25 protein-coding genes and 1 tRNA gene are annotated in these 24884 nt (G+C 65.0%); 19 read left to right on the top strand and 7 right to left on the bottom strand.

Features of this window, described 5'->3' with window-relative positions; translation table 11 throughout:
- The first annotated feature begins 72 nt into the window (after window positions 1-72).
- From AC1DB0_RS09945 to AC1DB0_RS09960, 4 genes are all read left to right on the top strand, one after another.
- Window positions 73-696, top strand: coding sequence for a TetR/AcrR family transcriptional regulator (locus tag AC1DB0_RS09945; protein WP_346553419.1), 624 nt, complete (start codon window positions 73-75; stop codon window positions 694-696).
- A 77-nt stretch (window positions 697-773) separates the two neighbouring features.
- On the top strand, window positions 774-1922 hold the full coding sequence (locus AC1DB0_RS09950) for an acyl-CoA dehydrogenase family protein (protein WP_054421248.1): 1149 nt from the start codon (window positions 774-776) through the stop codon (window positions 1920-1922).
- Window positions 1923-2048: 126 nt separating this feature from the next.
- Complete coding sequence (locus tag AC1DB0_RS09955) at window positions 2049-3278, top strand: CaiB/BaiF CoA transferase family protein (protein WP_054421249.1); 1230 nt, start codon at window positions 2049-2051, stop codon at window positions 3276-3278.
- Between the two features lie 90 nt (window positions 3279-3368).
- A complete protein-coding gene (locus AC1DB0_RS09960) occupies window positions 3369-4892 on the top strand; it encodes a 3-hydroxyacyl-CoA dehydrogenase (RefSeq protein ID WP_476757430.1) in 1524 nt (507 codons plus the stop codon).
- A 71-nt stretch (window positions 4893-4963) separates the two neighbouring features.
- Here AC1DB0_RS09960 and AC1DB0_RS09965 read toward each other — a convergent pair whose 3' ends face one another.
- The gene (locus tag AC1DB0_RS09965; RefSeq protein WP_476757431.1) at window positions 4964-5908 is read right to left on the bottom strand and encodes a c-type cytochrome; all 945 of its coding nucleotides are present in this window, start codon (window positions 5906-5908) and stop codon (window positions 4964-4966) included.
- A gap of 231 nt (window positions 5909-6139) precedes the next feature.
- Between AC1DB0_RS09965 and AC1DB0_RS09970 the strand changes: the two genes are divergently transcribed.
- Window positions 6140-6214, top strand: a tRNA-Arg gene (locus AC1DB0_RS09970).
- Window positions 6215-6506: 292 nt separating this feature from the next.
- Here the strand turns inward: AC1DB0_RS09970 and AC1DB0_RS09975 are convergent.
- Window positions 6507-6752 (bottom strand): hypothetical protein, encoded by a 246-nt coding sequence (locus AC1DB0_RS09975; RefSeq protein WP_006217094.1) that lies wholly within the window; start codon window positions 6750-6752, stop codon window positions 6507-6509.
- Between the two features lie 199 nt (window positions 6753-6951).
- Between AC1DB0_RS09975 and AC1DB0_RS09980 the strand changes: the two genes are divergently transcribed.
- The 12 genes from AC1DB0_RS09980 (at window position 6952) to AC1DB0_RS10035 (ending at window position 18571) form a co-directional block, all read left to right on the top strand.
- Window positions 6952-8076, top strand: coding sequence for a cupin domain-containing protein (locus tag AC1DB0_RS09980; protein WP_175170552.1), 1125 nt, complete (start codon window positions 6952-6954; stop codon window positions 8074-8076).
- A 90-nt stretch (window positions 8077-8166) separates the two neighbouring features.
- Window positions 8167-9078: a fumarylacetoacetate hydrolase family protein gene (locus AC1DB0_RS09985; protein WP_054421254.1), complete on the top strand. Its 912-nt coding sequence runs from the start codon at window positions 8167-8169 to the stop codon at window positions 9076-9078.
- Window positions 9079-9125: 47 nt separating this feature from the next.
- Complete coding sequence (locus AC1DB0_RS09990; protein ID WP_175170551.1) at window positions 9126-10307, top strand: ABC transporter substrate-binding protein; 1182 nt, start codon at window positions 9126-9128, stop codon at window positions 10305-10307.
- Complete coding sequence (locus AC1DB0_RS09995) at window positions 10304-11218, top strand: branched-chain amino acid ABC transporter permease (protein WP_054421256.1); 915 nt, start codon at window positions 10304-10306, stop codon at window positions 11216-11218. The genes AC1DB0_RS09990 and AC1DB0_RS09995 overlap by 4 nt, the downstream gene beginning before the upstream one ends.
- On the top strand, window positions 11215-12201 hold the full coding sequence (locus AC1DB0_RS10000; RefSeq protein WP_441371423.1) for a branched-chain amino acid ABC transporter permease: 987 nt from the start codon (window positions 11215-11217) through the stop codon (window positions 12199-12201). Before AC1DB0_RS09995 ends, AC1DB0_RS10000 begins: the two co-directional genes overlap by 4 nt.
- Window positions 12191-12961: an ABC transporter ATP-binding protein gene (locus AC1DB0_RS10005; RefSeq protein ID WP_054421258.1), complete on the top strand. Its 771-nt coding sequence runs from the start codon at window positions 12191-12193 to the stop codon at window positions 12959-12961. The genes AC1DB0_RS10000 and AC1DB0_RS10005 overlap by 11 nt, the downstream gene beginning before the upstream one ends.
- On the top strand, window positions 12948-13640 hold the full coding sequence (locus AC1DB0_RS10010) for an ABC transporter ATP-binding protein (protein WP_054421259.1): 693 nt from the start codon (window positions 12948-12950) through the stop codon (window positions 13638-13640). The genes AC1DB0_RS10005 and AC1DB0_RS10010 overlap by 14 nt, the downstream gene beginning before the upstream one ends.
- A gap of 75 nt (window positions 13641-13715) precedes the next feature.
- The gene (locus AC1DB0_RS10015; RefSeq protein WP_054421409.1) at window positions 13716-14477 is read left to right on the top strand and encodes an FCD domain-containing protein; all 762 of its coding nucleotides are present in this window, start codon (window positions 13716-13718) and stop codon (window positions 14475-14477) included.
- On the top strand, window positions 14470-15354 hold the full coding sequence (locus AC1DB0_RS10020; RefSeq protein WP_476757432.1) for an alpha/beta hydrolase: 885 nt from the start codon (window positions 14470-14472) through the stop codon (window positions 15352-15354). Before AC1DB0_RS10015 ends, AC1DB0_RS10020 begins: the two co-directional genes overlap by 8 nt.
- Before the next feature lie 117 nt (window positions 15355-15471).
- Window positions 15472-16386, top strand: coding sequence for a LysR family transcriptional regulator (locus tag AC1DB0_RS10025; RefSeq protein WP_054421261.1), 915 nt, complete (start codon window positions 15472-15474; stop codon window positions 16384-16386).
- Window positions 16387-16546: 160 nt separating this feature from the next.
- Window positions 16547-17539, top strand: a complete 993-nt coding sequence (locus AC1DB0_RS10030; RefSeq protein WP_175170548.1) for a Bug family tripartite tricarboxylate transporter substrate binding protein — start codon at window positions 16547-16549, stop codon at window positions 17537-17539.
- Between the two features lie 87 nt (window positions 17540-17626).
- A complete protein-coding gene (locus AC1DB0_RS10035) occupies window positions 17627-18571 on the top strand; it encodes a M14 family metallopeptidase (RefSeq protein ID WP_175170547.1) in 945 nt (314 codons plus the stop codon).
- Between the two features lie 113 nt (window positions 18572-18684).
- Here the strand turns inward: AC1DB0_RS10035 and AC1DB0_RS10040 are convergent, their stop codons facing one another.
- The 3 genes from AC1DB0_RS10040 to AC1DB0_RS10050 all read right to left on the bottom strand — a co-directional run bounded on the left by AC1DB0_RS10040 (window position 18685) and on the right by AC1DB0_RS10050 (window position 21784).
- Entirely contained in the window at window positions 18685-19206 is a 522-nt protein-coding gene (locus AC1DB0_RS10040) for a lipocalin family protein (RefSeq protein WP_054421264.1), read from the bottom strand.
- 80 nt (window positions 19207-19286) lie between these two features.
- Entirely contained in the window at window positions 19287-20858 is a 1572-nt protein-coding gene (gene gshA, locus AC1DB0_RS10045) for a glutamate--cysteine ligase (protein WP_054421265.1), read from the bottom strand.
- Window positions 20859-20890: 32 nt separating this feature from the next.
- Window positions 20891-21784, bottom strand: a complete 894-nt coding sequence (locus AC1DB0_RS10050; protein WP_476757433.1) for a lysophospholipase — start codon at window positions 21782-21784, stop codon at window positions 20891-20893.
- A gap of 59 nt (window positions 21785-21843) precedes the next feature.
- Here AC1DB0_RS10050 and AC1DB0_RS10055 point away from each other — a divergent pair, with 59 nt between their 5' ends.
- Window positions 21844-22401, top strand: coding sequence for a hypothetical protein (locus AC1DB0_RS10055; protein ID WP_476757434.1), 558 nt, complete (start codon window positions 21844-21846; stop codon window positions 22399-22401).
- Here AC1DB0_RS10055 and AC1DB0_RS10060 read toward each other — a convergent pair.
- Window positions 22391-22609, bottom strand: a complete 219-nt coding sequence (locus tag AC1DB0_RS10060) for a LuxR C-terminal-related transcriptional regulator (protein WP_054421410.1) — start codon at window positions 22607-22609, stop codon at window positions 22391-22393. The genes AC1DB0_RS10055 and AC1DB0_RS10060 overlap by 11 nt on opposite strands.
- Before the next feature lie 245 nt (window positions 22610-22854).
- Between AC1DB0_RS10060 and AC1DB0_RS10065 the strand changes: the two genes are divergently transcribed.
- The gene (locus AC1DB0_RS10065) at window positions 22855-23751 is read left to right on the top strand and encodes an AEC family transporter (RefSeq protein WP_476757435.1); all 897 of its coding nucleotides are present in this window, start codon (window positions 22855-22857) and stop codon (window positions 23749-23751) included.
- A 4-nt stretch (window positions 23752-23755) separates the two neighbouring features.
- Here AC1DB0_RS10065 and AC1DB0_RS10070 read toward each other — a convergent pair whose 3' ends face one another.
- Complete coding sequence (locus AC1DB0_RS10070) at window positions 23756-24763, bottom strand: Ldh family oxidoreductase (RefSeq protein WP_054421268.1); 1008 nt, start codon at window positions 24761-24763, stop codon at window positions 23756-23758.
- Between the last annotated feature and the right edge of the window lie 121 nt (window positions 24764-24884).

A 24884-nucleotide genomic window follows, 5' to 3' on the forward strand; every position in this document is an offset into this window, starting at 1 on the left:
GCGCCGAACCGCTGTCAATCCACGCCGCGTGCTGGTTGACCGCTTCCGTCGCAGCCCCCTGTAAAGGCTGTCATGGCGACCTCCGCCCCTCCCGCCCAAAAGCGCGCCCGCGCCGGCCGGCCCCCCACGCTGGTCGCGCCGCGCGAACGCATTCTGGAAGAAGCCGCCAAGCTGTTCGCCCAAAGCGGTTACGACGGCAGTTCCGTGTCGGATCTGGCCGCCGCCATTGGCGTGTCCAAAGCGGCCATCTATCACTACTACACCACCAAGCAGGACATTTACGACGCCATCATCCTGGGCGTGCTAAGTGGGCTGACCCAGAACGTGGGCCAGGATGTGGCCGCTGCCGACGGCGCCGCCGCGCGCTTGCGCGCCTTCATGGTGGGTCACGCCCGCTACTTCGAACAGCACCATGCTGAATTCGTCACGATGCTGATTGGTTATTCCGGCATGGCGCTGCCCGAACGCGAAGACGCGGCCCGGCTGCGCGACGGCTACGAAAAGCGCCTGCGCGAACTGATTGCGCAGGGCGTGGCCGACGGCGTATTCCGGCCGCTGGATGTGGCCGCCACGGGCCGCGCCGTGTTGTCCATGCTGAATTGGATGGTGCGCTGGTACAAGCCCGGCCAGGGCGACAGCGCCGAAACCATTGCTGCCGGTTATTTCGATTTATTGGTTGGCGGCATGCGCGCCTGACGCGCCGCCGCCCATGTTCCGTACTGAACCTTCCGTACCTGTCCCCCCGATTCGCTCCTCTTCCTGAGACTTCCATCATGGCCCTCGACACCGAAACCCTGAACCTGTTGCTGGACGCCGTGCGCCGCTTTGTGCACGAACGCCTGATCCCCGCCGAAGACGAGCTTGCCGAGAGCGGCCAGGTTCCGCCGGCCATCGTCAACGAAATGCGCGAACTGGGTTTGTTCGGCCTGTCGATCTCGCCTGACTTTGGCGGCCTGGGCCTGACGATGGAAGAGGAAGTGCGCGTGGTGTTCGAACTGGGCCAGACCTCGCCCGCGTTCCGTTCGCTGGCCGGCACCAACATCGGCATCGGCTCGCAAGCCATCGTGCTGGCAGGCACCGACGAGCAACGCGCGCGCTACCTGCCCAAGCTGGCCAGCGGTGAACTGATTGGCTCGTTCGCCCTGACCGAGCCGGACGCCGGTTCCGACGCCATGGCGCTGCGCCTGTCCGCCGAACGCGACGGCGACAGCTACGTGCTGAACGGCACCAAGCGCTACATCACCAACGCGCCCATCGCCGGCTTGTTCTCGGTCATGGCGCGCACCGCACCCGAGCGCCGCGCCAATTCGATTTCGTGCTTCCTGGTTGAAGCGGGCACGCCCGGTCTCATCATCGGCAAGCCCGACAAGAAAATGGGCCAGGCCGGCGCCTTGACCAGCGACGTCGTGTTCGACAACTGCCGCGTGCCCGCCAGCGCCTTGTTGGGCGGCGAAGAAGGCAATGGCTTCAAGACGTCGATGCGCGTGCTGGACAAGGGCCGTCTGCATATCTCGGCGCTGTGCGTGGGCATTGCCGACCGCCTGCTGTCGGACGCCGTCAAATACGCCATGGACCGCAAGCAATTCGGCCAGCCCATTGCAGAATTCCAGCTGATCCAGGCGATGATCGCCGACAGCCAGGCCGAACTCTATGCCGCACGTTGCATGGTGCTGGACGCCGCCCGCATGCGTGACCGCGGCGAGAACACCACCATGCAAGCTGCATGCTGCAAGCTGTTCTCGACCGAAATGGTGGGCCGCGTGGCCGACCGCGCCGTGCAGATCCACGGCGGCGCGGGCTACATGTCCGAGTACGCCGTTGAACGCTTCTACCGCGATGTGCGCCTGTTCCGCATCTTTGAAGGCACCTCGCAAATTCAGCAGCTGGTGATCGCCCGCGAGACCATCAAGGCGCATTCCTGAGGCGGCAGCACGCGGAAATCCGGGTTTAGTGTCCAAACGGCTAATATCCGGATTGACGAATTGGTGCTCCGGGCGCGACCCTAGCGGTCCGCCGTTTTCATTTCTCATCTAGCGAAAAGAACACAGATGTCGCAACGTCCCGCTCCCCTTACCGGCATACGCGTGCTGGACCTGACCCGCGTGCTGGCGGGCCCCTGGTGCACTCAAAACCTGGCCGATCTTGGCGCCGAGGTGATCAAGATCGAACGCCCCGGCTCGGGTGACGACACGCGCGCCTGGGGGCCTCCGTACCTGAAGGACGAAGCGGGCAACGACACCACCGAAGCGGCGTACTACCTGTCGGCCAACCGCAACAAGATGTCGGTGGCGCTGGACATCGCATCGCCGCGTGGCGCCGAGCTGGTGCGCGAACTGGCGCTGCAAAGCGACATCCTTGTTGAAAACTTCAAAGTTGGCGGCCTGAAAAAATACGGGCTGGACTACGAAAGCCTGAAGGCCATCAACCCGCGCCTGATCTACTGCTCGATCACCGGCTTCGGCCAAACCGGCCCCTACGCCAGCCGCCCCGGCTATGACTTCATGATCCAGGGCATGGGCGGGCTGATGAGCATCACCGGCGAACGCGATGACCTGGCTGGCGGCGGCCCGCAAAAGGCGGGCGTGGCCGTGGCCGATCTGATGACCGGCATGTATTCCACCGTGGGCATTTTGGCTGCGCTGCTTGAGCGCGCCAACAGCGGCCAGGGTCAGCATATCGACATGGCTTTGCTGGACTGCCAGGTCACGATGCTGGCCAACCAGAATCTGAACTTCATGACGTCCGGCGTCGCGCCCAAGCGCGCGGGCAACGCGCATCAGAACCTGGTGCCGTATCAGGTGTTTGCGGCGGCCGATGGTCACCTGATTGTGGCGGTCGGCAACGACAGCCAATTCCGCAATTACTGCGGTGCGATCGGTCTGCCAGAGTTGTCGGCGGACCCGCGCTTTTCAACCAACCCGCAGCGTGTGAAGAACCGCGCCGAGCTCGTGCCGCTGTTGGCCGAGCGCATGGCCACTGGCGCGCGCGACCACTGGCTGGCTGCGCTGGAAGGCGTTGGCGTGCCGGCCGGCCCGATCAATACGCTGGACCAGGTCTATGAAGACCCGCACGTGCTGGCGCGCGGCATGAAGCGCGAGCTGCCGCATCCGGCCGCCGGCCGCGTACCGATGGCGTCGAGCCCGCTGAAGTTCTCGGACAGCCCGGTGGAATACCGCCGTCCGCCGCCCATGCTGGGCGAACACACCGCACAGGTCCTGGCTGAAAAGCTGGGCCTGTCGGCCGAAGAAATCCAGGCGCTGGCGCAGACCCAGCCCTGACCGGAAACGGGGCGGCCAGGCGCCGCCCCGTTTTCCTTGCGCCCCGCCACGGCGCGCACGATCCATTCCAATACAGGCAGGAGAGAGTTGATGACGGAGATTCAAACCATCGGCGTCGTAGGCGCCGGGGCCATGGGGCGCGGCATTGCGCAGATCGCGGCGCAAGCCGGCCTGCGCGTGCGCTTGTACGACACCAGCGCCGATGCGGTTGCCGCCGCGCGCGAGTCGTTGCGCCAGACCTGGGACAAGCTGGCTCAAAAGGGCAAGCTGACCGCCGCCGACGCGCAAGCCGCGCTGGAACGCGTGGAATCCGCCACGGCGCTGACCGACATGTCGGCGTGCCAGTTGGTGGTGGAAGCCATCGTCGAACGCCTGGACGTCAAGCGCGACTTGTTCGCCGCGCTGGAAGGCGTGGTGTCGGAAGACTGCATCCTGGCGTCGAATACGTCGTCGCTGTCCATCACCGCCATTGCCGCTGCCTGCAAGCATCCGCGCCGGGTGGCGGGCTATCACTTCTTCAACCCCGTGGCGTTGATGAAGGTGGTTGAGGTGATCGACGGCCTGCGCAGCGCGCCGGAAGTCGGCGACGCGCTGGCCGAGCTGGCCCGCCGCATGGGCCATACCCCCGTGCGCGCCAAAGACATGCCGGGCTTCATCGTCAACCACGCCGGCCGTGGCATGAATACCGAAGGCTTGCGCGTGGCGCAGGAATCGGTCGCGACCTTTGCGCAAGTGGATGCCGTCATGCGCGAGCAGGCGGGCTTTCGCATGGGCCCGTTCGAGCTGCTGGACCTGACGGCGCTTGACGTGTCGCACCCGGTGATGGAATCCATCTACCGCCAGTTCTTCGACGAGCCGCGTTTCCGCCCGTCGCCGATCACGACCGTGCGTCTGGCCGGTGGCCTGATCGGCCGCAAGGTGGGCGAAGGTTTCTACGTTTACGCCGACGGCCAGAAGCAGGTGCCGGCCGAGCCGCCCGTGCCGGCGCTGCCGGAAGGCCTGAAGGTCTGGGTCAGCCCCAAGCACGCGGAAGGGTATGCGCGTGCGTCGGCGCTGGTCGAAAAGCTGGGCGCAACGCTCGTCACCGGCGCCACGCCGGATGCCGACGCGCTGATCATCGTCACGCCGTTTGGCGACGACGTGTCGACGTCGGTGTCCGCACAAGGCTTGAACGCGGGCCGCACGGTGGGTCTGGACACGCTGTACGCATTCGATAGCGCCAAGCGCCGCACCATCATGGTGTCGCCCGCTACCGACACCAAGTGGCGCGACGCCGCCCACGCGCTGCTGGCCGCCGATGGCGTGCCGGTGACGGTGATCGAGGATTCGCCGGGCTTTGTCGCACAGCGCATCGTGGCCATGATCGTCAACATCGCCAGCGACATCGCGCAGCAGCAGATCGCCACGCCCGAAGACATCGACCAGGCCGTGACGTTGGGCTTGGGCTATCCGGTTGGCCCGCTGGCCTTGGGCGACAAGTTGGGCGCTGAGCGCATTCTGGAAATCCTGAAGAGCATGCAGCGCGTGACGGGCGACCCCCGCTATCGCCCCAGCCTGTGGCTGCAACGCCGCGTGCAGTTGGGCATGTCGCTGCTGAAGTCGTCGGCGGAATAAGCGCTGAACATTCTGCGGCGATAAAAAAAGCCCCTTGAGCAATCAAGGGGCTTTTTGTTTGAGCGCCGGATTTATTTCGCGGCGTCCACCATGTATTGCACGGCGGCGCGGATGTCGTCTTCCGAGGCGTTGGCCGCGCCACCCTTCGGGGGCATCGGCGGCTTGCCTTGCATGGCGACCTTCACCATGGCGTCCATGCCGGTCTTGATGTACGGGTCCCACGCGGCCTTGTCGCCGAACTTGGGCGCGTTGGCCACGCCGGTTGCGTGACAGGCGAAGCAGACGCTCTTGTAGAGCTTTTCACCAGCCGGGTTGACGGCGGCGGCCTGTTGAGGCGCGGCGGCGGCAGCGGGCGCGGCAGGCGCGGCAGCAGCAGGAGCCGCCGCCGTGGGAGCTGCGGCAGCCGGAGCTGCGGCAGCCGTTGCTGCGGCGGCCGGCGCTGCGGCAGCCGGAGCAGTTGCAGCGGCAGGCGCGGCATCCGCTTCCTTCTTCGCGCCTTCTTCCGCGGGAGCGGCGGGTTCGGGCAGCGAGGCGCCGGACTTGTTGGCCATATAGACCACGGCGCGCGCGACTTCGTAGTCGGACAGCGTGGGGTTGCCGCCCTTGGCAGGCATGCCGCCCTTGCCGTGCAACGCCACGTTCAACATCGTGTCGTAACCGGACTTGATGAAGGGCGCCCAGGCCGCGTTGTCGCCCATCTTGGGTGCGCCGGCCACACCGGCGGTGTGACAGGCCGTACAGACCGCGGCAAAGACCTGCTCGCCCGTCTTGAAGACCTTGGGCGCGTTGGCGTCAACCAGTTCAAAACCCGCGACGGGTGCAATACGTTTGGTGATGGCTTCTTGCGTCAGCGTGTCAGAGCCGGCGCCGACCTTATTGCCGGAGACCACCATGTTCACCAGGAGGATGATGATGGCGATTGGGATCACGAAAGATAGAACGATCGTGACGACCAGTTGCTTGGGGGTCTTGATGGGGGAGGAGTGCTCTTCTATGTGTTCCTGCTCGTTGCTCATGACCAAATCCTGCTAACGGGTGGGGCGCCTGGCGGCGGCAACAGAAAATCAGTAACTGCACAAATCGGCGGACCATTGACGCATCCGCCTGCAAGCAAACGCTGGATTATATAACGGTGTCAGGGACGCACGTCCAATGCCTCTGCCGGGGTTTTCGATGAGATTGCAGGAGGTTTTGATCCACTTCATGCACGCTAGCGAAAACTAGGTACAATGTCGCCTCCTTGCGCTGCGCCCGTAGTTCAATGGATAGAATGAGAGTTTCCGAAGCTCTTGATACAGGTTCGATTCCTGTCGGGCGCGCCACTTGAAACCAGCCTCTGATGGTTTTACGCGCAACGGCCAGCCAGCCTCTTGGCAATATTTCCCGATATTCAAAAAGAAAAAATCACGCGCTGAGTTTTCTCGTCGCGCAATAGCCGTGCGCGGTCGTGCGTGGTCGTGCGCGAAAATGACAACGCCCGCTTCCGGATTTGAACGGCAGCGGGCGTAATCCAAGCAAACAACGCAAACAACGCAAACAGCACAACCAACGCCATCAGCGCAAAGATTACCAATCAGCGATCAACGCAAACCCGGCAATCAACGCAACAGCAGATCAATCATCCAGCGACGGCACCGTGCCGATTTGCGTGAGGATGCGCGGCGACTCCATGTCGCCGGTTTCTTTGTCGATCCAGACTTCGTAAGCGGCGACGCCTGCGAATTTGGAGGCCATGGAATTGGCGATTCGGATGGCTCCGAATTCGCTGCTGGCCGGACGGATTTCCCCGGGCGCCACGCCATTGGCGGCGGCGCGATAGGGAACGACGATGTACTGAACGAGATGAGCGGCTTCGGACACAGGATTCTCCCTGGACGACAGTTTTTCGGGCGAGCGAAATGTATCACGTCGCACTGTGTTTTTGTACAGTATTTTTTGACGTTGCGCCAACAAAATCCTTCGCACGGGAAAACCCCTAGCGGGCAATCGTTGCTCAAATTCTGGCCCACCTCTAATATTTTCGAAAATCCACAAAGTTTTATAAAAAACGAGGCAAGGGATGGAAGCGAACCGGTACGACGCCTATCGCGAGGACACCGCAGGCCGCGCCAATGTGGCCGACTCGCCTGAGCGCATCGCCTATTACCAGGAGCTTGCGCGCCTGGAAACGGGCGCCTTGTGGACGGTGGCGAACAAGATTGAGCCCTGGGCGCCGCGCTCGGCGTCGGTGCCAGTGGTGTGGCGCTACCAGGAGTTGCGCGGCCATGTGCTGCGCTCGGCCGAACTGGTGTCGCCCGAAGAGGCCGGCCGGCGCGTCATCTATCTGAACAACCCCGGCCGGCGTGATGTGGCTGCCGCCGTGGGTTGGCTGTATTCGGGCTTGCAGGTGATGCAGCCCGGCGAGCTGGCCTCGGCGCACAAGCATTCGCATTCGGCGTTGCGCTTCATCATGGAAGGCCAGGGCGCGTACACCGTCGTCGACGGCCACAAGATGACGCTGGGCGCGAACGATTTCGTGTTGACGCCCAACGGCACCTGGCACGAGCACGGCGTGGCCGAAGACGGCACCACCTGCATCTGGCAAGACGGGCTGGACATTCCGCTGGTCAACGCGCTGGAAGCGGGCTTCTACGCCGTGCATCCCGACCTGAACCAGACGGTGACTTATCCCGTGGATGACACCAGCGCCGCATGGGGCAACGCGGCATTGCGCCCGCAGGTGTCGGGCTGGACGAAGCCGTATTCGCCGCTCTTCAAGTACGAATGGGAACCCACCTACGACGCGCTGCGCCGTTACGCGCGCACCACCGCGGGCAGCCCCTTTGACGGCATCCTGCTGGAATACGTGAACCCGGCGACAGGCGGTTCGGTCATGCCGACCATCGGCGCCAGCATGCAGCTGTTGCGCCCCGGCGAGCACACCAAGGCGCATCGGCACACCGGCAGCTTCATCTATCAAGTGGCCAAGGGCAGCGGCTTTTCCATCATTGATGGCAAGCGCTACGACTGGACTGAACGCGACATTTTCTGTGTGCCGTCGTGGGCCATCCACGAACACGTCAACCTGTCGTCCAACGACGACGCCTGCCTGTTCTGCTTCAACGACCTGCCCGTGATGCGTTCGCTGGCGCTGTACCGCGAAGAAGCGGTCAAGGAAAACGACGGCCATCAAGTGCTGATCTAGCGTCGCCTGATTCCCCTTTTCATTTTTTTATTCGCCGCGCGGGCCTGGCTCGCGCGTTGGCTCAACTCGTCCTGATTCAATGGAGTTCCTATGCGCTTGGTGACTTTTCGCGCTCATCCCACGGCCGCCGCAAGGCTTGGCGCGCTGGCCGAAGGCTATGTGATTGACCTGGCTTTGCTGGGGCAAGCGGGCGGCGTGGACCTGCCCGACGACATGCTGGCGTTCATCGACTTAGGCCCCGTGGCCGTTGCGCAAGCCACGCGCCTGATGGACGCGTATCGCGGCGAATGGCCCGTTGGCACGGCGCTGCCGCAGGAAAACGTGAAGCTGCTGGCGCCCATTCCGCGCCCGCGCAAGAACATTTTCGGCATCGGCCTGAACTATGTGGAGCACGTCGCGGAATCCAGCCGCACGCTGGACACGTCCGCCGACTTGCCCAAGCAGCCGGTGATTTTTTCCAAGCCGCCCACCACCGTCATCGGCCCGGGCGACGCCATCGAACACAACGCCAAGATCACGCAACAGCTGGACTGGGAAGTGGAACTGGCCGTGATCATGGGCCGGCGCGCGTCCCGCGTGGCCGAGGCCGACGCCTTGTCTTATGTGTTCGGCTACAGCGTCATGCTGGACATGAGCGCGCGCGATTGCCGCCGCGCGGGCCAGTGGATCTATTCCAAGGGCCAGGACACGTACGCGCCGTTCGGCCCGTGCATCGTCACCGCCGACGAAATCCCGGACCCGCAGGTGCTGGACTTGTGGCTCACCGTCAACGGTGAGAAGAAGCAGGGCTCCAACACGCGCCACATGCTGTTCAAGGTGCCGTTCCTGATTTCGGACATCAGCGCCGGCATCACGCTGGAGCCGGGCGACATCATCGCCACCGGCACGCCCGAAGGCGTGGGCGCGGGCCGCAAGCCGCAGGAATGGTTGTGGCCGGGCGATGTGGTGGTGGCGTGCGTGGAAGGCATCGGCACGCTGCGTCATCCGGTGGTGGCGGTGTAGGCAACGCCCGGCCGCAAGGCGGGCAACGCAGTCTTCAAGGGGAAAACATGATCAAGAAACAAACACTGGGCGGCGTGGCCGCTGTGTTGTCCGTCGCCGTTGCCATGGGCACGGCAGTTGCCGCCGAACCCGTCAAGATCGGCTTCATCGCCACCTTGTCCACGCCGGCGGGCTACATCGGCGAAGACGAGCGCGATGCGTTCAACCTGGCGATCAAGCAGGGCGATGGCAAGCTGGGCGGCGTGCCTGTGCAGCTGGTCATCGAAGACGATGGATTGAAGCCCGCCAACGCCAAGCAGGCCGCCGACCGGCTGCTGCAATCGGGCGTGAAGCTCTTTACCGGCGTGAACTTTTCCAACGTGCTGGCGGCGGTGGTGCCCAGCGTGGTGAAGTCGGGCGCGTTCTACGTGAGCTTGAACCCCGGCCCGTCGAACTTCGCGGGCGAAAAGTGCGACCCGAACTATTTCGTGGCGTCGTATCAGAACGATGCGTTCCACACGGCGGGCGGCGTGGCCGCCAATGAGCTGGGCTACAAACGTGTGGTGCTGCTGGCGCCGAACTATCAGGCCGGGCGCGACGCCATCGAAGGCTTCAAGCGCACGTACAAGGGCGAGGTCGTGGCCGAGATCTACACCAAGCTCGACCAGTCTGATTTTTCTGTGGAGCTTGCGCGCCTGCGATCGCTGGCGCCGGAAGCCATCTACCAGTTTCATCCCGGCGGCACCGGCATCAACTTCGTCAAGCAATATGCGGCGGCGGGCCTGAACAAAACCATCCCGATGCTGATGCCCAGCTTCTCGATGGATGCGCGGATGATCCAGGCAACGGGCGACGCTTCCGCCGGGTCTTACACCACCGGCATCTGGTCGCAAGACTTCAATAACCCGCAATCGCAGGCCTTCGTGAAGGCGTTCAAGGATGCTTACGGACGCGTGCCCACCGACTACGCGATGCAAGCCTACGACACCGCGCAACTGATTGGCGTGGGGCTGAAGGCAACGGGTGGCGACTTGTCCAAGGCAGCGGAATTTCGTGCGGCATTGCGCAAGCCCGAGTTCACGTCGTTGCGCGGCAAGTTCAGCATGAACACCAATCAGCATCCCATTCAGGACCTGTACCTGATGCGTATCGAAAAGGACAGCGCGGGCGGCTTGTCGCCGCATCTGGTGCGCAAGCTGGTGTCTGACGATAAGGATGCCTACGCCCAATTTTGCAAGATGCCATCATGACGCTTCTGTTTGAACAGCTGCTCAACGGCTTGCAGTTCGGCGCCATGCTTTTCATGCTGGCGGCCGGACTGACGCTGATCTTCGGGATCATGGGCGTCGTGAACCTGACGCACGGTTCCTTCTACATGGTGGGCGCGTACTGCGCGGCCTACGCCATCGGCACCACGGGTTCGTTTCTGGCGGGCGTGCTGGCTGCGCTGCTAGGCGCGGGCCTGTATGGCATTTCGGTAGAAGTGCTGGTGATACGCAAGCTGTACAAGCGTGATCACCTGTACCAGGTGCTGGCAACTTTTGGGCTGCTGCTGTTTTCGAACGAAGCGGTCAGCCTGATCTTTGGCCGGCGTCCGCCGCTGGTGGGCATTCCGTCTTTTCTGGAAGGCGCGGTGACGCTGGCGCCGGGCTTTCAGTATCCGCTGATCCGCCTGTCGTTCATCGCCATTGGCGCGTTGGTGGCGGTGGGCTTGTGGTGGCTCGTCAACCGCACGCGCATCGGCATGTTGATCCGCGCAGGCGCTGACGACCGCGAGATGGTGGACGCCCTGGGCGTTGACATCCGCAAGCTCTACACGCTGGTGTTCGGCCTGGGCGCTTTGCTGTGCGGGTTGGCCGGCGTGATGGCCGCGCCGCTGTTGGCCGTTGAAATCGGCATGGGCGAACGCATCCTGATCACCACCTTTGTCGTCATCGTGATTGGCGGGGTGGGCTCGGTGCGCGGCGCGCTGGCGGGCGCCTTGTTGGTGGGCATGGTCGACAGCCTGGGGCGCGCGTTCCTGCCGCAACTGCTGTCCACGATGTTCTCGCCCGCCACGGCAGACCCGCTGGCGGCCGGCATGGCCTCGGCCAGTATCTATGTGTTGATGGCGATCGTGCTGATCGCCAAGCCCGGCGGCTTGTTTCCGGCGCGAGGATGATGATGACAAACACGCTTTCAAATCGCGCCCGCTGGGGCTTGGGCGGCCTGGTGGTATTGATCCTGCTGCCCGCGGCCGCTGTGGCGTCGGGCTCGCCGTTCCTGATCGGCGTGGTGACGCGCTTTCTGATCTACGGGCTGGCCGCGGTCAGCCTGGATCTTGTCATTGGCTACGGCGCCATGGTCAGCTTCGGCCACGCCATGTTCTTCGGCCTGGGCGGTTACGCCGTGGGCATCATCGCGTTTCATACGGCCGAGGCCGGCCCGATCTTCGGCTGGGCGGGCAGCAACGCGGCGCTGGTGGTGTGGCCGATTGCGCTGGCGGTGTGCGCGCTGGCTGGCTGGATCTTCGGCTATCTGGCGCTGCGTACGCGCGGCGTGCAGTTCATCATGATCACGCTGGCGTTCGGGCAGATGGTGTATTTCATTCTGGTGTCGTTGCAGTTTTACGGCGGCGACGACGGCTTGATGATTCCGCAACGCAACGTGCTGCCGGGCGTCAATCTGGAAAGCCCCATGGCCTTTTACTACGTGTGTCTGGCGTTGCTGACGGCGTGGACGCTGCTGTGCATCCGCGTCACCAACTCGCGCTTTGGCATGGTGCTGCAAGCGTTGCGCCAGAGCGAGCGGCGCGCGCTGAACTTGGGCGTTGCGCCGACGCCGTACCGGCTGAGCGCATTTGTGCTGTCAGCGGTGGGCACAGGCCTGGCGGGCGTGCTGTGGGCCAACTACGCCGGGCTTGTCACGCCGGATATGGCGGCATGGACCAAGTCGGGTGAGCTCATGGCCATCGTGATTCTGGGCGGCGTGGGCACCTTGCTGGGGCCAATTGCGGGCGCTGCCGTGTTCCTGGGGCTGGAGCAGATGTTGTCGTCGCTGACCGAGCATTGGCTGCTGTACATGGGGCCGATTCTGGTGCTGGTGGTGTTGTGGGGGCAGAAGGGCCTGTTCGGAAAACTGCTGGAGACGCGCCATGCCGACTGACCCCCGCACGAGCCTGCTGCAACTGACGCAGCTGCGCAAAGCGTTTGACGCGGTGGTGGCCACCAACGGCGTCGACCTGGACGTACAGGCAGGCGAGATCCACGCCATCATCGGCCCTAACGGCGCGGGCAAGTCGACGTTGATTGCGCAGATTTGTGGCGAGATCCGGCCGGACTCGGGCACGATTCATCTGGACGGGCGCGACGTGACCGCGCTGCGCGCTTTTGAACGCGCGCGGCTGGGCCTGGGCCGTTCGTTTCAGATCACTGAGCTTTGCCACGAATACACCGCGCTGGAAAACGTGATTCTGTCGCGCATGTTGAAAGACGGCCGCGCGTTTGGCGCGTGGTCTGATCCGCGCCGCGATGCCGGGCTGAAGGCCGAAGCCATGCAATGGCTGACGCACGTCGGGCTGGAAGACCGCCGCCATGTACGGTCGGCAGACCTGGCGCATGGCGAAAAGCGGCAGCTGGAACTGGCGGTGGCGCTGGCGCGTTCGCCTCGGCTGTTGCTGTTGGACGAACCCATGGCCGGCATGGGGCCCGAGGAATCGGCGCGCATGACGCGGCTGCTGCAAGGCATGAAGGGCGACTACGGCATCTTGCTGGTTGAGCACGATATGGACGCCGTGTTTGCGCTGGCCGACCGCATCAGCGTGCTGGTGTATGGGCGCGTGGTGTTCAGCGGGCCGCCCGACGAGGTGCGCCGCCATCCGGATGTGCGCGCGGCCTATCTGGGAGAAGAACATGTTGAAGGTTGATGGGCTGACGGGCGGCTACGGGTCGAGCAAGGTGCTGTTCGGCATGTCGTTCGAAGCCAGCGAAGGCGAGGTGATTTCGCTGATTGGCCGCAACGGCATGGGCAAGACCACCACGGTGAAAACCGTGATGGGCATGTTGCCGGCAACGGGTGGCGCGGTGCAGTTTCGCGGGCAGACATTGGGCCGGTCTGCGCCCAGCACCGTGGCCCGCCTGGGCGTGGGGCTGGTGCCGGAAGGGCGGCGCGTGTTCGGTTCGCTGACGGTGCAGGAAAACCTGGTGGCGACGTCACGCGCGGCGCCGGGCGGGTGGGACCTGGAACGGGTCTACACCTTGTTCCCGCGCTTGAAGGAACGGCGTGGGCAGTCGTCGCGCACCTTGTCGGGCGGCGAGCAGCAGATGCTGGTGGTGGGCCGCGCGCTGATGACCAACCCCAAGCTGCTGATTCTGGACGAGGCCACCGAAGGGCTGGCGCCGCTGATTCGCCAGGAAATCTGGCGCTGCCTGCGCGCGCTGAAGTCCGAGGGACAGACCATTCTGGTCATCGACAAGAACCTGCCCGAGATGGCGACGCTGGTCGACCGCCATTACATCGTCGACAAGGGGCGCGTGGCCTGGTCGGGCAAGCCGGCCGAGCTGTCTGCGCAGCCCGAGCTGGCGCATCGGTATCTGGGCATCTGACGGCGACGCCGCGCGGGTAGAATGGGCCGCCTGTGCGCGGATCGGCGGACAAGCCGCTGACATCTGGAGAGCATGTTGAAGCCAAGAATCAAAGCTTCCCGCCAGGACGATCCCGGATCGGACGGGAATGCTGACGTGGAAGAAATTACGCTGTCGGAGCAGGTGTATCGCCTGCTTCGGCGCGACATCATGAGCGGTGCGTTCGCGCCGGGCCAGTCGCTGCGGCTGGAGTTGCTGAAGCAGCGCTACGGCAGCAGTTTTTCGCCCATTCGCGAAGCGCTCAACCGCTTGCGCAGCGAACGCATGGTGGTGAACACCACATCGCGCGGTTTCAGCATCGCGCCCTTGTCGGTCGAGGAAATGTGGGACGCCTGTGAAACGCGCATCCTGATTGATTGCGATGCCCTGCGCCGCTCGCTGGCCAATGCGGACGATGCCTGGGAAACGCGGCTGGTGGGGGCGTATCACGCGCTGACGCTGGCGGCGCAGCGCGCGGGCGAGGCCTCGCCGCCGTCGGAAGAACGGGAAGAACTGCTCGAAGCGCGCCATCTGGATTTCCACCATGCCTTGATCGGCGCGTGCCGGTCGCACTGGCTGCTGGACTTGTCCACGCAGCTGTATGCGCAAACCGAGCGTTACCGCCGCCCTGCGCGCGCGGGCGCCACGGCCTACGGGCCGGAACGCAACGTGGATGACGAACACCGCCAATTGCTTGACGCGGCGATCTCGCGCGACGCGGATCGTTCCGTCGCCATGCTGGCGGCCCACTACCGCAAGACCGCGCAATTCATCGAACGGATCATTTCACAGCCCGACTCGCAGGCACGACATGCATAACGCCGACATCGACCTTTTCTTTCCCACCATCGCCGAGCGCGAGGTGCAATACAACGCGCGCGAATCGGTGGCGGATTTTGACGCCTGCGTGCGGCGCTACGCGGAATCGTCCGCGCGCGTGCGCACGCGCCGCCCCGGCGTGCTGGACTTGCGCTACGGCATGGGCCAGGACGAGCGGCTGGACTTGTTCCTGCCTGCCGCGTCGCGCGCCCCGGCGCCGCTGTTTGTGTTCATCCACGGCGGTTACTGGCGTGCGCAGCGCAAGGAAGATGCGCCGGTCATGGCCGAAGCCTTCAACGCCGCCGGCGCCGCCGTGGCCACGCTGGAATACACGCTGGTGCCGGAAGCCACGTTGGGCGAAGTGGTGCGCGAAGTGCGTTCCGCCGTGGCGTGGCTGTACCAGAACGTGGCGGCCTATGGCGTGGACCCTGACCGCATCTATGTGGGCGGCAGCTCGGCAGGCGGCCATTTGGCCGGCATGCTGGTCGCGCCCGGCTGGCCCGCGCGCTATGGCGTCCCGGACGACGTCATCAAGGGCACGCTGGCGCTGAGCGGGCTGTTCGACTTGCGGCCGCTGTGCGACATCCTGCCGAACACGTGGCTGCGCCTGACGCCCGAGCAAGCCGCGCATCAAAGCCCGATCTTCAATCTGCCCGAACACGCGGGGCCGATGCTGCTGGCAGTGGGCGGCCTGGAGACGCAAGGGTTCAAGAATCAGACTTCCGCGTTCGAAGCGGCCTGGAACGCCGCGGGTCTGGCGTCCACCCGCATCCCCATGCCGCATTGCAATCACTTCGATCTGGTCAACGAGCTTGAAGACCCGGACAGCGACCTGACGCGTGCGACCTTGGCGATGATGGGGCTGGCGGCGCGCTGAGCGACGGTCTGATTGGCCGGTCAACCCAAGGGCCAGCCAATCTACGGGACGGTCAATCGCTTAAACGGGACGGTCAATCGCTTAAGCTACTGCCTTGTGCTTTCGTACGCTCGCCTTATGGCCGACCTGAAACTCCTTGAAGACCTGATCGCGCTGGCGCGTACCGGCAGCTTTGTGCGCGCGGCCGAGCTGCGCCACGTCACGCATCCCGCTTTCGGGCGGCGCATACGCGCGCTGGAAGTCTGGGCCGGCGCGCCGCTGGTCGAACGCCAGCATTTGCCCGTCACGCTGACGCCCGAAGGCGAAGCCCTGCTGAAGACGGCCACCCAGGTGGTCGAGCAGATGGGGCTGGTGCGCCATCGCATCCGCAGTTCAGGGGCGGGCGGTGAAGCGGTGTTGCGCATCGCCACCGGCCGCAGCCTGGCGCGCACCCTGGTCGCGGACTGGATTGCCCGGCTGCGGCATCGCACGCCCAAGGTGCTGACCGAGGGCACGCAAGTGGAGCTGTCCACCGGCAAGGCGCAGGATCTGGTGGTGCGGCTGGAGCAGGGCAAGGTGGATTTGCTGTGCTGCTACGAGCATCCGGCGCTGTCCGTGCCGCTGAGCCCGGCGCGCTATCGCTACATGACGCTGGCCACCGACAAGCTGGTGCCGGTCAGCCAGGTGGATACGCGCGGCCGCGCCCGCTACACGCTGCAAGATGGCGGGCCGCCGGTGCCGCTGATTACCTATACGGGCGGGCTGGCGATGGAACGCATCGTCGGCGACCGCCTGGAAACCACGCCTTATGCGCTGACGCCGTTCGTGCGCAGCGATTCGCTGGACGCCGCCCATGGTGCGGTTGCCAAGGGGGTGGGGGTGGCGTGGTTGCCGTGGTCGATGGTGGCGGCGGATTGCCGGCGAGGCGTGTTGGCCGCGCTGGGTGGCCGCAGCGAGGAAATCGCTTTTGAAGTGCGCTTGTACCGGCCGCGCGCGCGCTTGACGGATTTGGCGGAAGCCGCCTGGGAAGCCACCGCCAATCGCAAGGCCTGATCGCCGTTCTGCGGCTGCCCATCATTATCGAAAAACAAGATAAGCACGAAGATGTGCCGTTTTGGCACGGATGACGTACGTGCGCGCCACGAAAATGTGAGCCTAAACCTCAAATGAGACGGCCACGCCGTCCACCCCCAGCACCCCAAGGAAGAAAACCATGAAGTCCATTCTGCATCCGCTGCGTGCAGCGCTTGTTGCGTTGTGTGCCGCCTCGGCCCTGGCTGCCGCCCCGGCCGCGTCTGCCGCGGATTACCCCGCCCGTACCATTTCGCTGATCGTCGGCTACCCCGCCGGCGGCAGCCTGGACCTGACCGCGCGCCTGTTGGGCGAAGAGCTGGGCAAGCGCCTGGGCCAGACCGTGGTGGTCGAAAACGTGGGCGGCGCCGGCGGCACCATCGGCGCGCAACGCGTGGCGCGTGCGGCCCCCGACGGCTACACCATCTTTCTGGGCTCGACCAATGAAATGGTGATTGCCCGCATGATCAACACGGCGGTGAAGTACGACAGCGCCAAGGATTTCACGGCGCTGGGCCTCGTGGCCTCGCAGCCGATGCTGCTGGCCGCCAGCAAGAATTCCGGCGTGAAAACTGCCGCCGACTATCTGAAGAAGCTGCGCGGCGCTGACGCCGGCACGTTCAACTACGGCTCGTCGGGCGTGGGCACCACGCTGCATCTGGCGGGCGAAATGATCAACCAGGCCACCGGCACGCGCGCCGAACACGTGCCGTACCGCGGTGTGTCGCCGCTGGTGACGGACCTGATGAGCGGCCAGCTGGACTACGGCATGCTGGTGCTGTCTTCGGGCCTGCCGCAAGTGCGCAGCGGCAACATCGTGGCGCTGGGGCTGACCGAGAACAAGCGTTCGCCGGCCGCGCCCGAGATCGCGCCGTTGGCCGCTACCCCGGGCTTTGAATCCGTCGATATCAACCTGTGGTTCGCGCTGTATGGCCCGGCGGGTTTGCCGGAGCCGGTGGTCACCAAGCTGCGCACCGTGCTGGATGAAACGCTGAAGTCCGAACCGTTCCGCAACAAGATGCAGGACGCAGGTGGCGAAGTGGCCAAGCCGGGCGTGGACATGGTGGCCTATCAGGCCGAAGAGACGAAGAAGTACGGCGCGCTGGTCAAGGCCGCCAAGATCGAAGCACAGTAAACGTGCAGAGTAAACGTCCAGTAGACGTGCACTAAATCCACAGCCATCAACCCCATCGCATCACCAGGCAACACAGCGGATCACACCATGGAATTCAAGCTTCCCGTTCCCGACCTGAGCGCCGAGCGCGCCGGCAACACTGGCACGCCGGGCGTGTGGCATTTTGATTCGGGCGTGCCGGGACGCACGCTCATGGTGTCCGCGCTGGTGCACGGCAACGAGCTGTGCGGCGCGTGGGCGTTGAAAGACTTGCTGGCCGCTGGCGTGAAGCCGCGCCGCGGCAGCCTGACGCTGGCGTTTTGCAACCTGGACGCGTTCGACCGCTTTGATCATGCCAACCACGATGCCTCGCGCTTCGTGGCCGAAGACATGAACCGCGTCTGGAGCGCCGAGCGCCTGGACAACCCGACCACGCCCGACCGCCAACGCGGCGCGGCCCTGCGCCCCTTCGTGGAGCGCGCGGACTGGCTGCTGGATTTGCATTCCATGCATGAGCCGGGCGCGCCCTTGTTGTTGACGGGCGTTTTGCCGCGCAACATCGCGTTGGCGCGCCGCCTGAAGGCGCCGCAACACGTGATCGTGGATGCGGGCCACAAGGACGGCGTGCGCATGCGTGACTTTGCGCAGTTCGGCGACCCGGCGCGCGAAGACGCCTGCGCCTTGCTGATCGAATGCGGTTTCCACGGCGAGCTGGCCGCGCGCGACGTGGCGCGCGACATGGTGGCGCGCATGCTGGTGGAGTCGGGCGTGCTGGATGCGGCTGACCTGCCGGCGGGCTGGCTGATGCCTGATCCTGCCGTGCAACGTGTGCTGGAAGTGACGAATGCCGTCGTTGCACCGTCAATGGACGTGCAATTTGCGCAGGGCTGGACAGGGCTGGAAACGCTGGAAGCAGCGGGTTCGGTGATCGGCTGGGCAGATGGCCAGCCCATCGTGACGCCGTACGATCACTGCACGCTGATCATGCCGTCGTTGCGGCAGTTGAAGCCCGGCGTGACGGTCGTGCGTCTGGCGCGAGACTACGCGGGCTGACCTGTCGTGGGCTGATACCTGGCCAAATGACAACCGGCGCAATCATGCGCCGGTTGTGTCATTGCTGAGAGACTGCTGAGCGGCTGCTGAGCTACAGCTGCGTCAGTGCTGCGTCACTTCTGCGGTGTGTAGCGCAGTTCATCCAATTGATAGCCCTGAGCCGTGGCCGCGGCCAGGGCTTTGTCCAATTCTTCCTTGGGCAGTTGCGGCGAACGCGACAGAATCCACAGGTACTTGCGGTCGGGCGTGCCCACCACCGCCCAGCGGTATTCCGGGTCCAGGCCGATGACCCAGTAGTCGCCCTTGAAGGGTTTGACGAACGTGACTTCTAGCTTGGCGTTGTTGCTGCCTTCCACGACAGTGGCGGTACCAGAGGCCGAATCGATATCGCCATCCTTCGTGCGGCAGCGATTGTTCACGCCTATCGTGCCATCGGGATGCGCGGTGTATTCCGCCGTGGTGTCGCCGACGCAGTTGCGCTGGAAGAACATCGGAAAATTCGCGATCTCGTACCACATGCCTGCGTAGCGTTTCAGGTCTACCGATTCCACGGTCTGCATGGCGGGCGGCGCGGCATGGGCGATACCCGCCATGCTGGCTGCCAAGGCCAGCAAGAGTGTTGCAGTGCGGCGCATGGAAAAAACCTCCTGAGTGACTGACGTGATTCGCGGCGCCCAGGAACGGGCGCCGCAAAACCAAACCCTAACGATACGCCTTATTTGCGCGGCGCTTTCAGCGCCTCGTGGTAGCGGGCGACATAGGTGTCGAAATCCACCGTGTCGGATTGCTCCAGGCGTTGTTGTTCCACCGTGGACTGCGCGGCGGCTTGCTCATAGGCGGCCGCCAGATCCGACGGCAGCGCTTGCGCGCGCAGCGTGTCTGCGTGTTGGCGGCTTTGTTGCAGCGAATAATCATGGAACGACAAGCCGCTTTGCGTCAGCGCTTCAAGCAAGCGCGCCGACGGCGTGGTGTCGGGGTGATCAAGCTTGGCGCGCTGCGCGGACAAGGCTTCGGCATAGGCGTTGCCGCCCAGCGCGGAATCGAACAACGCGGCGTACGGCGCGATCTGGTCCAGCAGTTCGTGGCCCCATTGCGTGAGCGATACGGCCTGGCCTTCGCGGTCGAGCATCAGGCCGGGCTTGCGGCCTTCCTTGACGACGGTCGAGAAGTTGTCGGCGCTGCGTTGGCAGTAGCCGCTGGCGGGGAAGAACGGGCTGTCGGACGTGGTGCAGAACAGCAGGAAGGCGTCGACGAAGCGGCTGGTGCTGGCGTCGATGCCCACGGGCGAGCTAGGGTCGATATCCAGGCAGCGCACTTCCACGTACTGCACGCCGCGTTCCGCAAGCGCCGTGATGGGGCGTTCGCAGCGGCCGGTGGCGCGCTTGGGGCGGATGCTGGAGTAGTACTCGTTTTCGATCTGAAGCACGTTGGTGTTCAACTGAATCCATTCGCCGTTGCGATGCGTGCCCAGCTTTTGGTAATCGGGCCAGGGCTGCGTCACGGCGTCGTACAAACGGCCCAGGAACGTGTCCAGGTCGTTGTAGCAAAGCTTCAACTGCGACTGCGCCTTGTTCTGGTAACCCAGGTCGCTCATGCGCAGGCTGGTGGCATGCGGCAGGTAGAGCGTGTGGTCGCCCAGGCGATTCAAGGGATGCTCGCGGCCGCGCAGGAAGTCACTGGCCAGCGCGGGGGCCGCGCCGAACAGATACATCAGCAACCAGGAATAGCGCGTGAAGTTCCGGATCAGCCCGATGTAGCCGCGCGAACGGCGGTCTTGCACCGAGCCAGGCTGCGTATCCAGCACCGACCACAAGTCTTCGGCTAGCGAGAAGTTGTAATGCACGCCGGCGATGCATTGCATCGTCTTGCCATAGCGTTCGGCCAGACCCCGGCGGTAAACATGCTTGAGCATGCCGGTGTTCGACTTGCCGTACCAGGCGATGGGAATGTCGGCTTCTGCGGGCAGCGTGGCCGGCATCGACTGATTCCAGATCAGCTCGTGGTCCAGCACGCTGTAAACGTGGCGGTGGGTATTGGTGAGCTCGGCCAGCAGCGCGTCCACATCCGTGTGGGTGCCCGTGATCAGTTCGAGCAGCGACTCGGAATAATCGGTGGTGACGTGTTCGTTGGTCAGTGCCGAACCCAGGCCAGCGGGGTGCGGGGTGCGCGACAGGATGCCCTGTTCGTCCACGCGCAGGCCTTCTTTCTCAATGCCTCGCAGCGTCTGGGTCAGCAGCGAGCGGTTGGCCTCTAGGCGGGAGAGGCGGTTGGCGGCGGTATCAGTCACGGATTCTTCTCGTATGGGTCTGTCGCCGGATTTTACGGGGTGCCGGCTTCCTGTGCCGAGGGAGCCAATACTGGGCGCAGGGACAATGCCTGAGCCGTACGCGCCAGCCACTCGTCCAGGTCAGCATAAACCGGATCGGAAATAGGGGCCGTTTCATTGAAAATCTCGTGCCAGGCGGTGTCGTACCAGCGCAGAGTCAGCAATTCGGCGGGCGCCCGCTGTGCGAATTGGCGGCTGCCTTCGGCCGCGACGATGGAATCGTCGCCCGCCACCATCAGCAGGGTGCGGCAGGGCAGCAGCCCGGCCTCGCGCAGGGCTTCCTGGCCGCCTTCGTCCACGAAGCGCGCCAGCCTGCCTGTCATGCGGCGCCGCACCAGCGGGTCGGACCGGTAGGCTTTGACGACCGCCCGGTCATGCGAGATACGGGCGGGCGCCAGCCCGTGGGGCACGCGCAGGTCCGGGGCATGCAGGGACATCCAGGTCAGCGTGCGGCGCACCCATAGCGGGACGTTGACCACGAAAGGCGGCGAACTGAGCACCAGCGCATCCAGTTCGGCCATGCGGCGCAGCGCAATGCGCACCGCCACCAGCGCGCCCAGACTGTGGGCCAGCACGATGGGCGGGCGGCCTTGGGCTTGCGTCCAGGCGGTCAGCCGTTCGACGGCGTCAGTGACCAGGTCTTCCTGGTGGGCGAGCGTGGCGGGGGCGCCGCCCGAGCGGCCGTGGCCGCGGTGGTCGTGCGCGCCCACCGTCCAGCCGCGTGCGGCCAGCCAGCGGGCCAGGCGGTCATAGCGCCCGGCGTGTTCGCTCAGCCCGTGCAGCAGGTAGATGCCGGGGGTGCCCGCGCCGGTAATCGGCGGGGGCGCATTGGGGGCGGCGGGCCAAAGATAATTGGCCAGTGGCGTGCCGTCAGGCGCAGGGGTCATCGAAATCGGCGACAATTTCCAGATTCCTCGAAATGATTAGGCGTCACGGGCCTCGGGTAATGACGATTTCATCGCTGTTTCGTTTCATGTTCAAGAAAGCCGGCGTGATTGTGGGGTTGGCGCTGCTGGTAGCCGCCTGCTCGCCCCGGTACAACTGGCGCGAAGTGGACGTGGCCGACGGGCATGTGCGCGCCGCGTTCCCCGACCGCGTGTCGACGGAAACCCGCGACTTGCGCCTGGATACCCATACCTTGCGTTTTACCCTGGCCACGGCCACGGTGGGTGAAGCCGTGTTTGCCATCGGCAGCGCGCCGCTGCCGCCCGACATTGCGGCGGACCCGGTGGCCAAGCAGGCGTTGGGCGTGGCGCTGATGCATTCGCTGTACGCCAACATGCAGGCCCCCCCGCCCATGGCGTGGCCGCCCTATGGCCAGGAAATCGAGGTGCACGGCAAAGCCATGGGCAAGCCGGGATGGTTGCAGGCGAAGGTCTGGGTCACTGACGCCATGCTGATCGAAGCGGTGGCGGCGGGCACGACGGAAAGCCTGCCCGCCGAACGCGCGCGGGAATTCCTGCGGTCGGTAGTGGTGAACCCGGCCAAACCCGTCAAACCATGACGGTGTCCAGCAGCCCCTGGCGTATTGCCGCCACCACGGCGGCTCGCCGGCCCCGGACGCCGAGCTTTGTGCAGGCGTTGCGCAGGTGGAAATTCACGGTGCTTTCACTGACATCCAGGATGCGGGCCGTTTCCCAGCTGGTTTTGCCTGCGGCCGACCAGAACAGGCAGATGGCCTGGCGGTCTGACAGGGGCTTGGCGGCCGACATCTCGCTGGGCAAGGGCGCCGACAGCGAGGTCAGCGGCGAAATCGGCGGGTGCAAGCGGGACAAGGGCGGGTTGCTGGGCAACAGGTCGGGGCAATATGCGGACAGCGGACGATTGACGGACATGGCGGCAATGGGCGGTGCGCCCTGTAGTTGACAAGGTGCCCCCATGCTGCGGCCCACATCGCCCCTGGGCAAGCATTGATGCCTTGGCGCATCAATCTCTTTATCTCTGACGGAATAGTTGTATGTTTGCCATTGCCCAGTTTTACCTGTCAGCCATTGTGCTGATGCTGCCTTTGTTGTCGTGCGTCGGCATCGGGGTGTTGTGGGGCAAGCGCGATATCCCTTTTGGCGGGGCGTTCATCACCACGCTCGTCACCTCCGTGACCACGCCGGCCCTGGTGTTCCACACCTTTGTCACGACCCACCTGGACGATCGCGCGTTGGCCGACGTGGCGGCGGCCACGTTGCTGGCGCTGCTGCTGTGCGCCGCGGTTGGCGCGCTGCTGCTGAAATTGTGGAAGTTGCCGGTGCGCACGCTGCTGCCCACGGCCTTCCTGCCCAACGCCGGCAACCTGGGCCTGCCCATTTCGCAACTGGCGTTTGGCGATGCGGGCCTGTCGGTGGCCGTGGCATTCTTTGCCGTGAATTCCTTTGTCATGCACACAATCGCCGTGCGGCTGCTGCCGGGCGTGAACACCAAGGGCAGCTGGAAAAGCCCCATTCTGCTGGCGTCGATGGTGGCGGTGGCGTTGCGCATGCTGCATATCCCCGTCCCGGAATGGATGATTGAAACGGCCCGCATGCTGGGCGCGGTGACGGTGCCGCTGATGCTGCTGAGCCTGGGCCATGCGCTGGCGCTGATTCCGTCCAACGGCCTGCGCGATGGCGCGAAAGTCGCGGCGATCCGGCTGGTGGTGGGCCTGGCGGCAGGTTTGGCCGTGGTGTGGGCGCTGGACCTGGAACCCGTGCTGGCCGGCGCGCTGAGCCTGCAAATGGCCATGCCGTGCGCCGTGGTCAGCTACATGTACGCCAAGCGTTATACGACGCTGGGCGACACCGCCGCTGGCGCGGTGCTGGTGTCGACGGTCGTGTTCCTGTTGCTGGCGCCCTTGATGTTGTGGTTCACCCAGGGCGCCTAGCGCGCTAGGCCACGCCCGCCATCTCGCGCAGTTGCGCCATGAGCGGGTCGGGGATGTCGACCCCGTGCTTCACGGCTTCGTCGCGCAGCTTGCGGCGGCGGTCGCCGGGCAGGCGCACGCCGTCGTCTTCCAGCATGGCGTCAACCAGGGTTTCGACACGTTCCAGGTAGGTGTTGTTGCCCGCCAGCGCGCCCGGGTCGATCGCCATGAAGGCCTGGCCCAGCTGCGCGGGGCCGCCTGCGTCGACAAAGAACGATTCCGTTTCGAAACCGAAGTGCGCGCCGGTCAGTGCGCACGCCAGCAGTTCGACAATCAGCGCCAGCATCGCGCCCTTGACGCCGCCTGCGGGCAGCATGCTGCCTGCGAGCCCGGCCTTGGGGTCAGTGGTGGGCTGGCCGTCGGCGTCCAATGCCCAGCCCAGCGGAATGGGCTGGTGGTCGCGCGCGGCGATCATCAGCTTGCCGCGCGCCACTTGCGACAGAGACAAATCAATCACCAGCCGCGCGCCATTGCGGCGGGGAAAGATGGCGGCGATGGGGTTGGTGCCAAACAGCGGACGCTTGCCGCCCCAGGCCGGCATGGCGGCGGGCGAATTGCTCAGCGCCAGCGCCACCAGCCCGGCATCGGCCAGCGCTTCCAGGTGGTAGGCGGCTTCGCCGAAATGATGGCTGTTGGCCACGCCGATGAAGGCGATGCCGTGTTCGCGGGCGCGCAGGGCGGCTTGCTCGACCGCCATGGCGCAGGCGGGATAGGCCAGGCCCGAACCCGCGTCGATCAGCGCTGCGCCGCCGCGCTCGTGCACGATGCGCGGCACGGCCGAGCCGATGGCGCGGCCGGCGCGCAGATGGCCGGCGTAGAACGGCACGCGCGACAGGCCGTGGGAACTGATGCCCTGGCTTTCGGCAAAGACCAGCGCGCGGGCGGTGCTGTCCGCCATCGCCGGATTGGCGCCGGCGGCGGCCAGGGCGGCGGCCGCCAGGTGTTGAAGTTCGTCCAGATAGATGTGAGCCATATCCTTCCTGTCAGGGGGGCGCGCCGCGCGAAATGGGTGGGGGCTGGCGAAGCGCGCCGCCGGTAAGCGCTATTGTCACACCGGCGGCCCGCTTCAGCAGCCCCGCCAAGCAGTGCTAGAA

Source organism: Achromobacter sp. 10T422, from assembly GCF_056394065.1.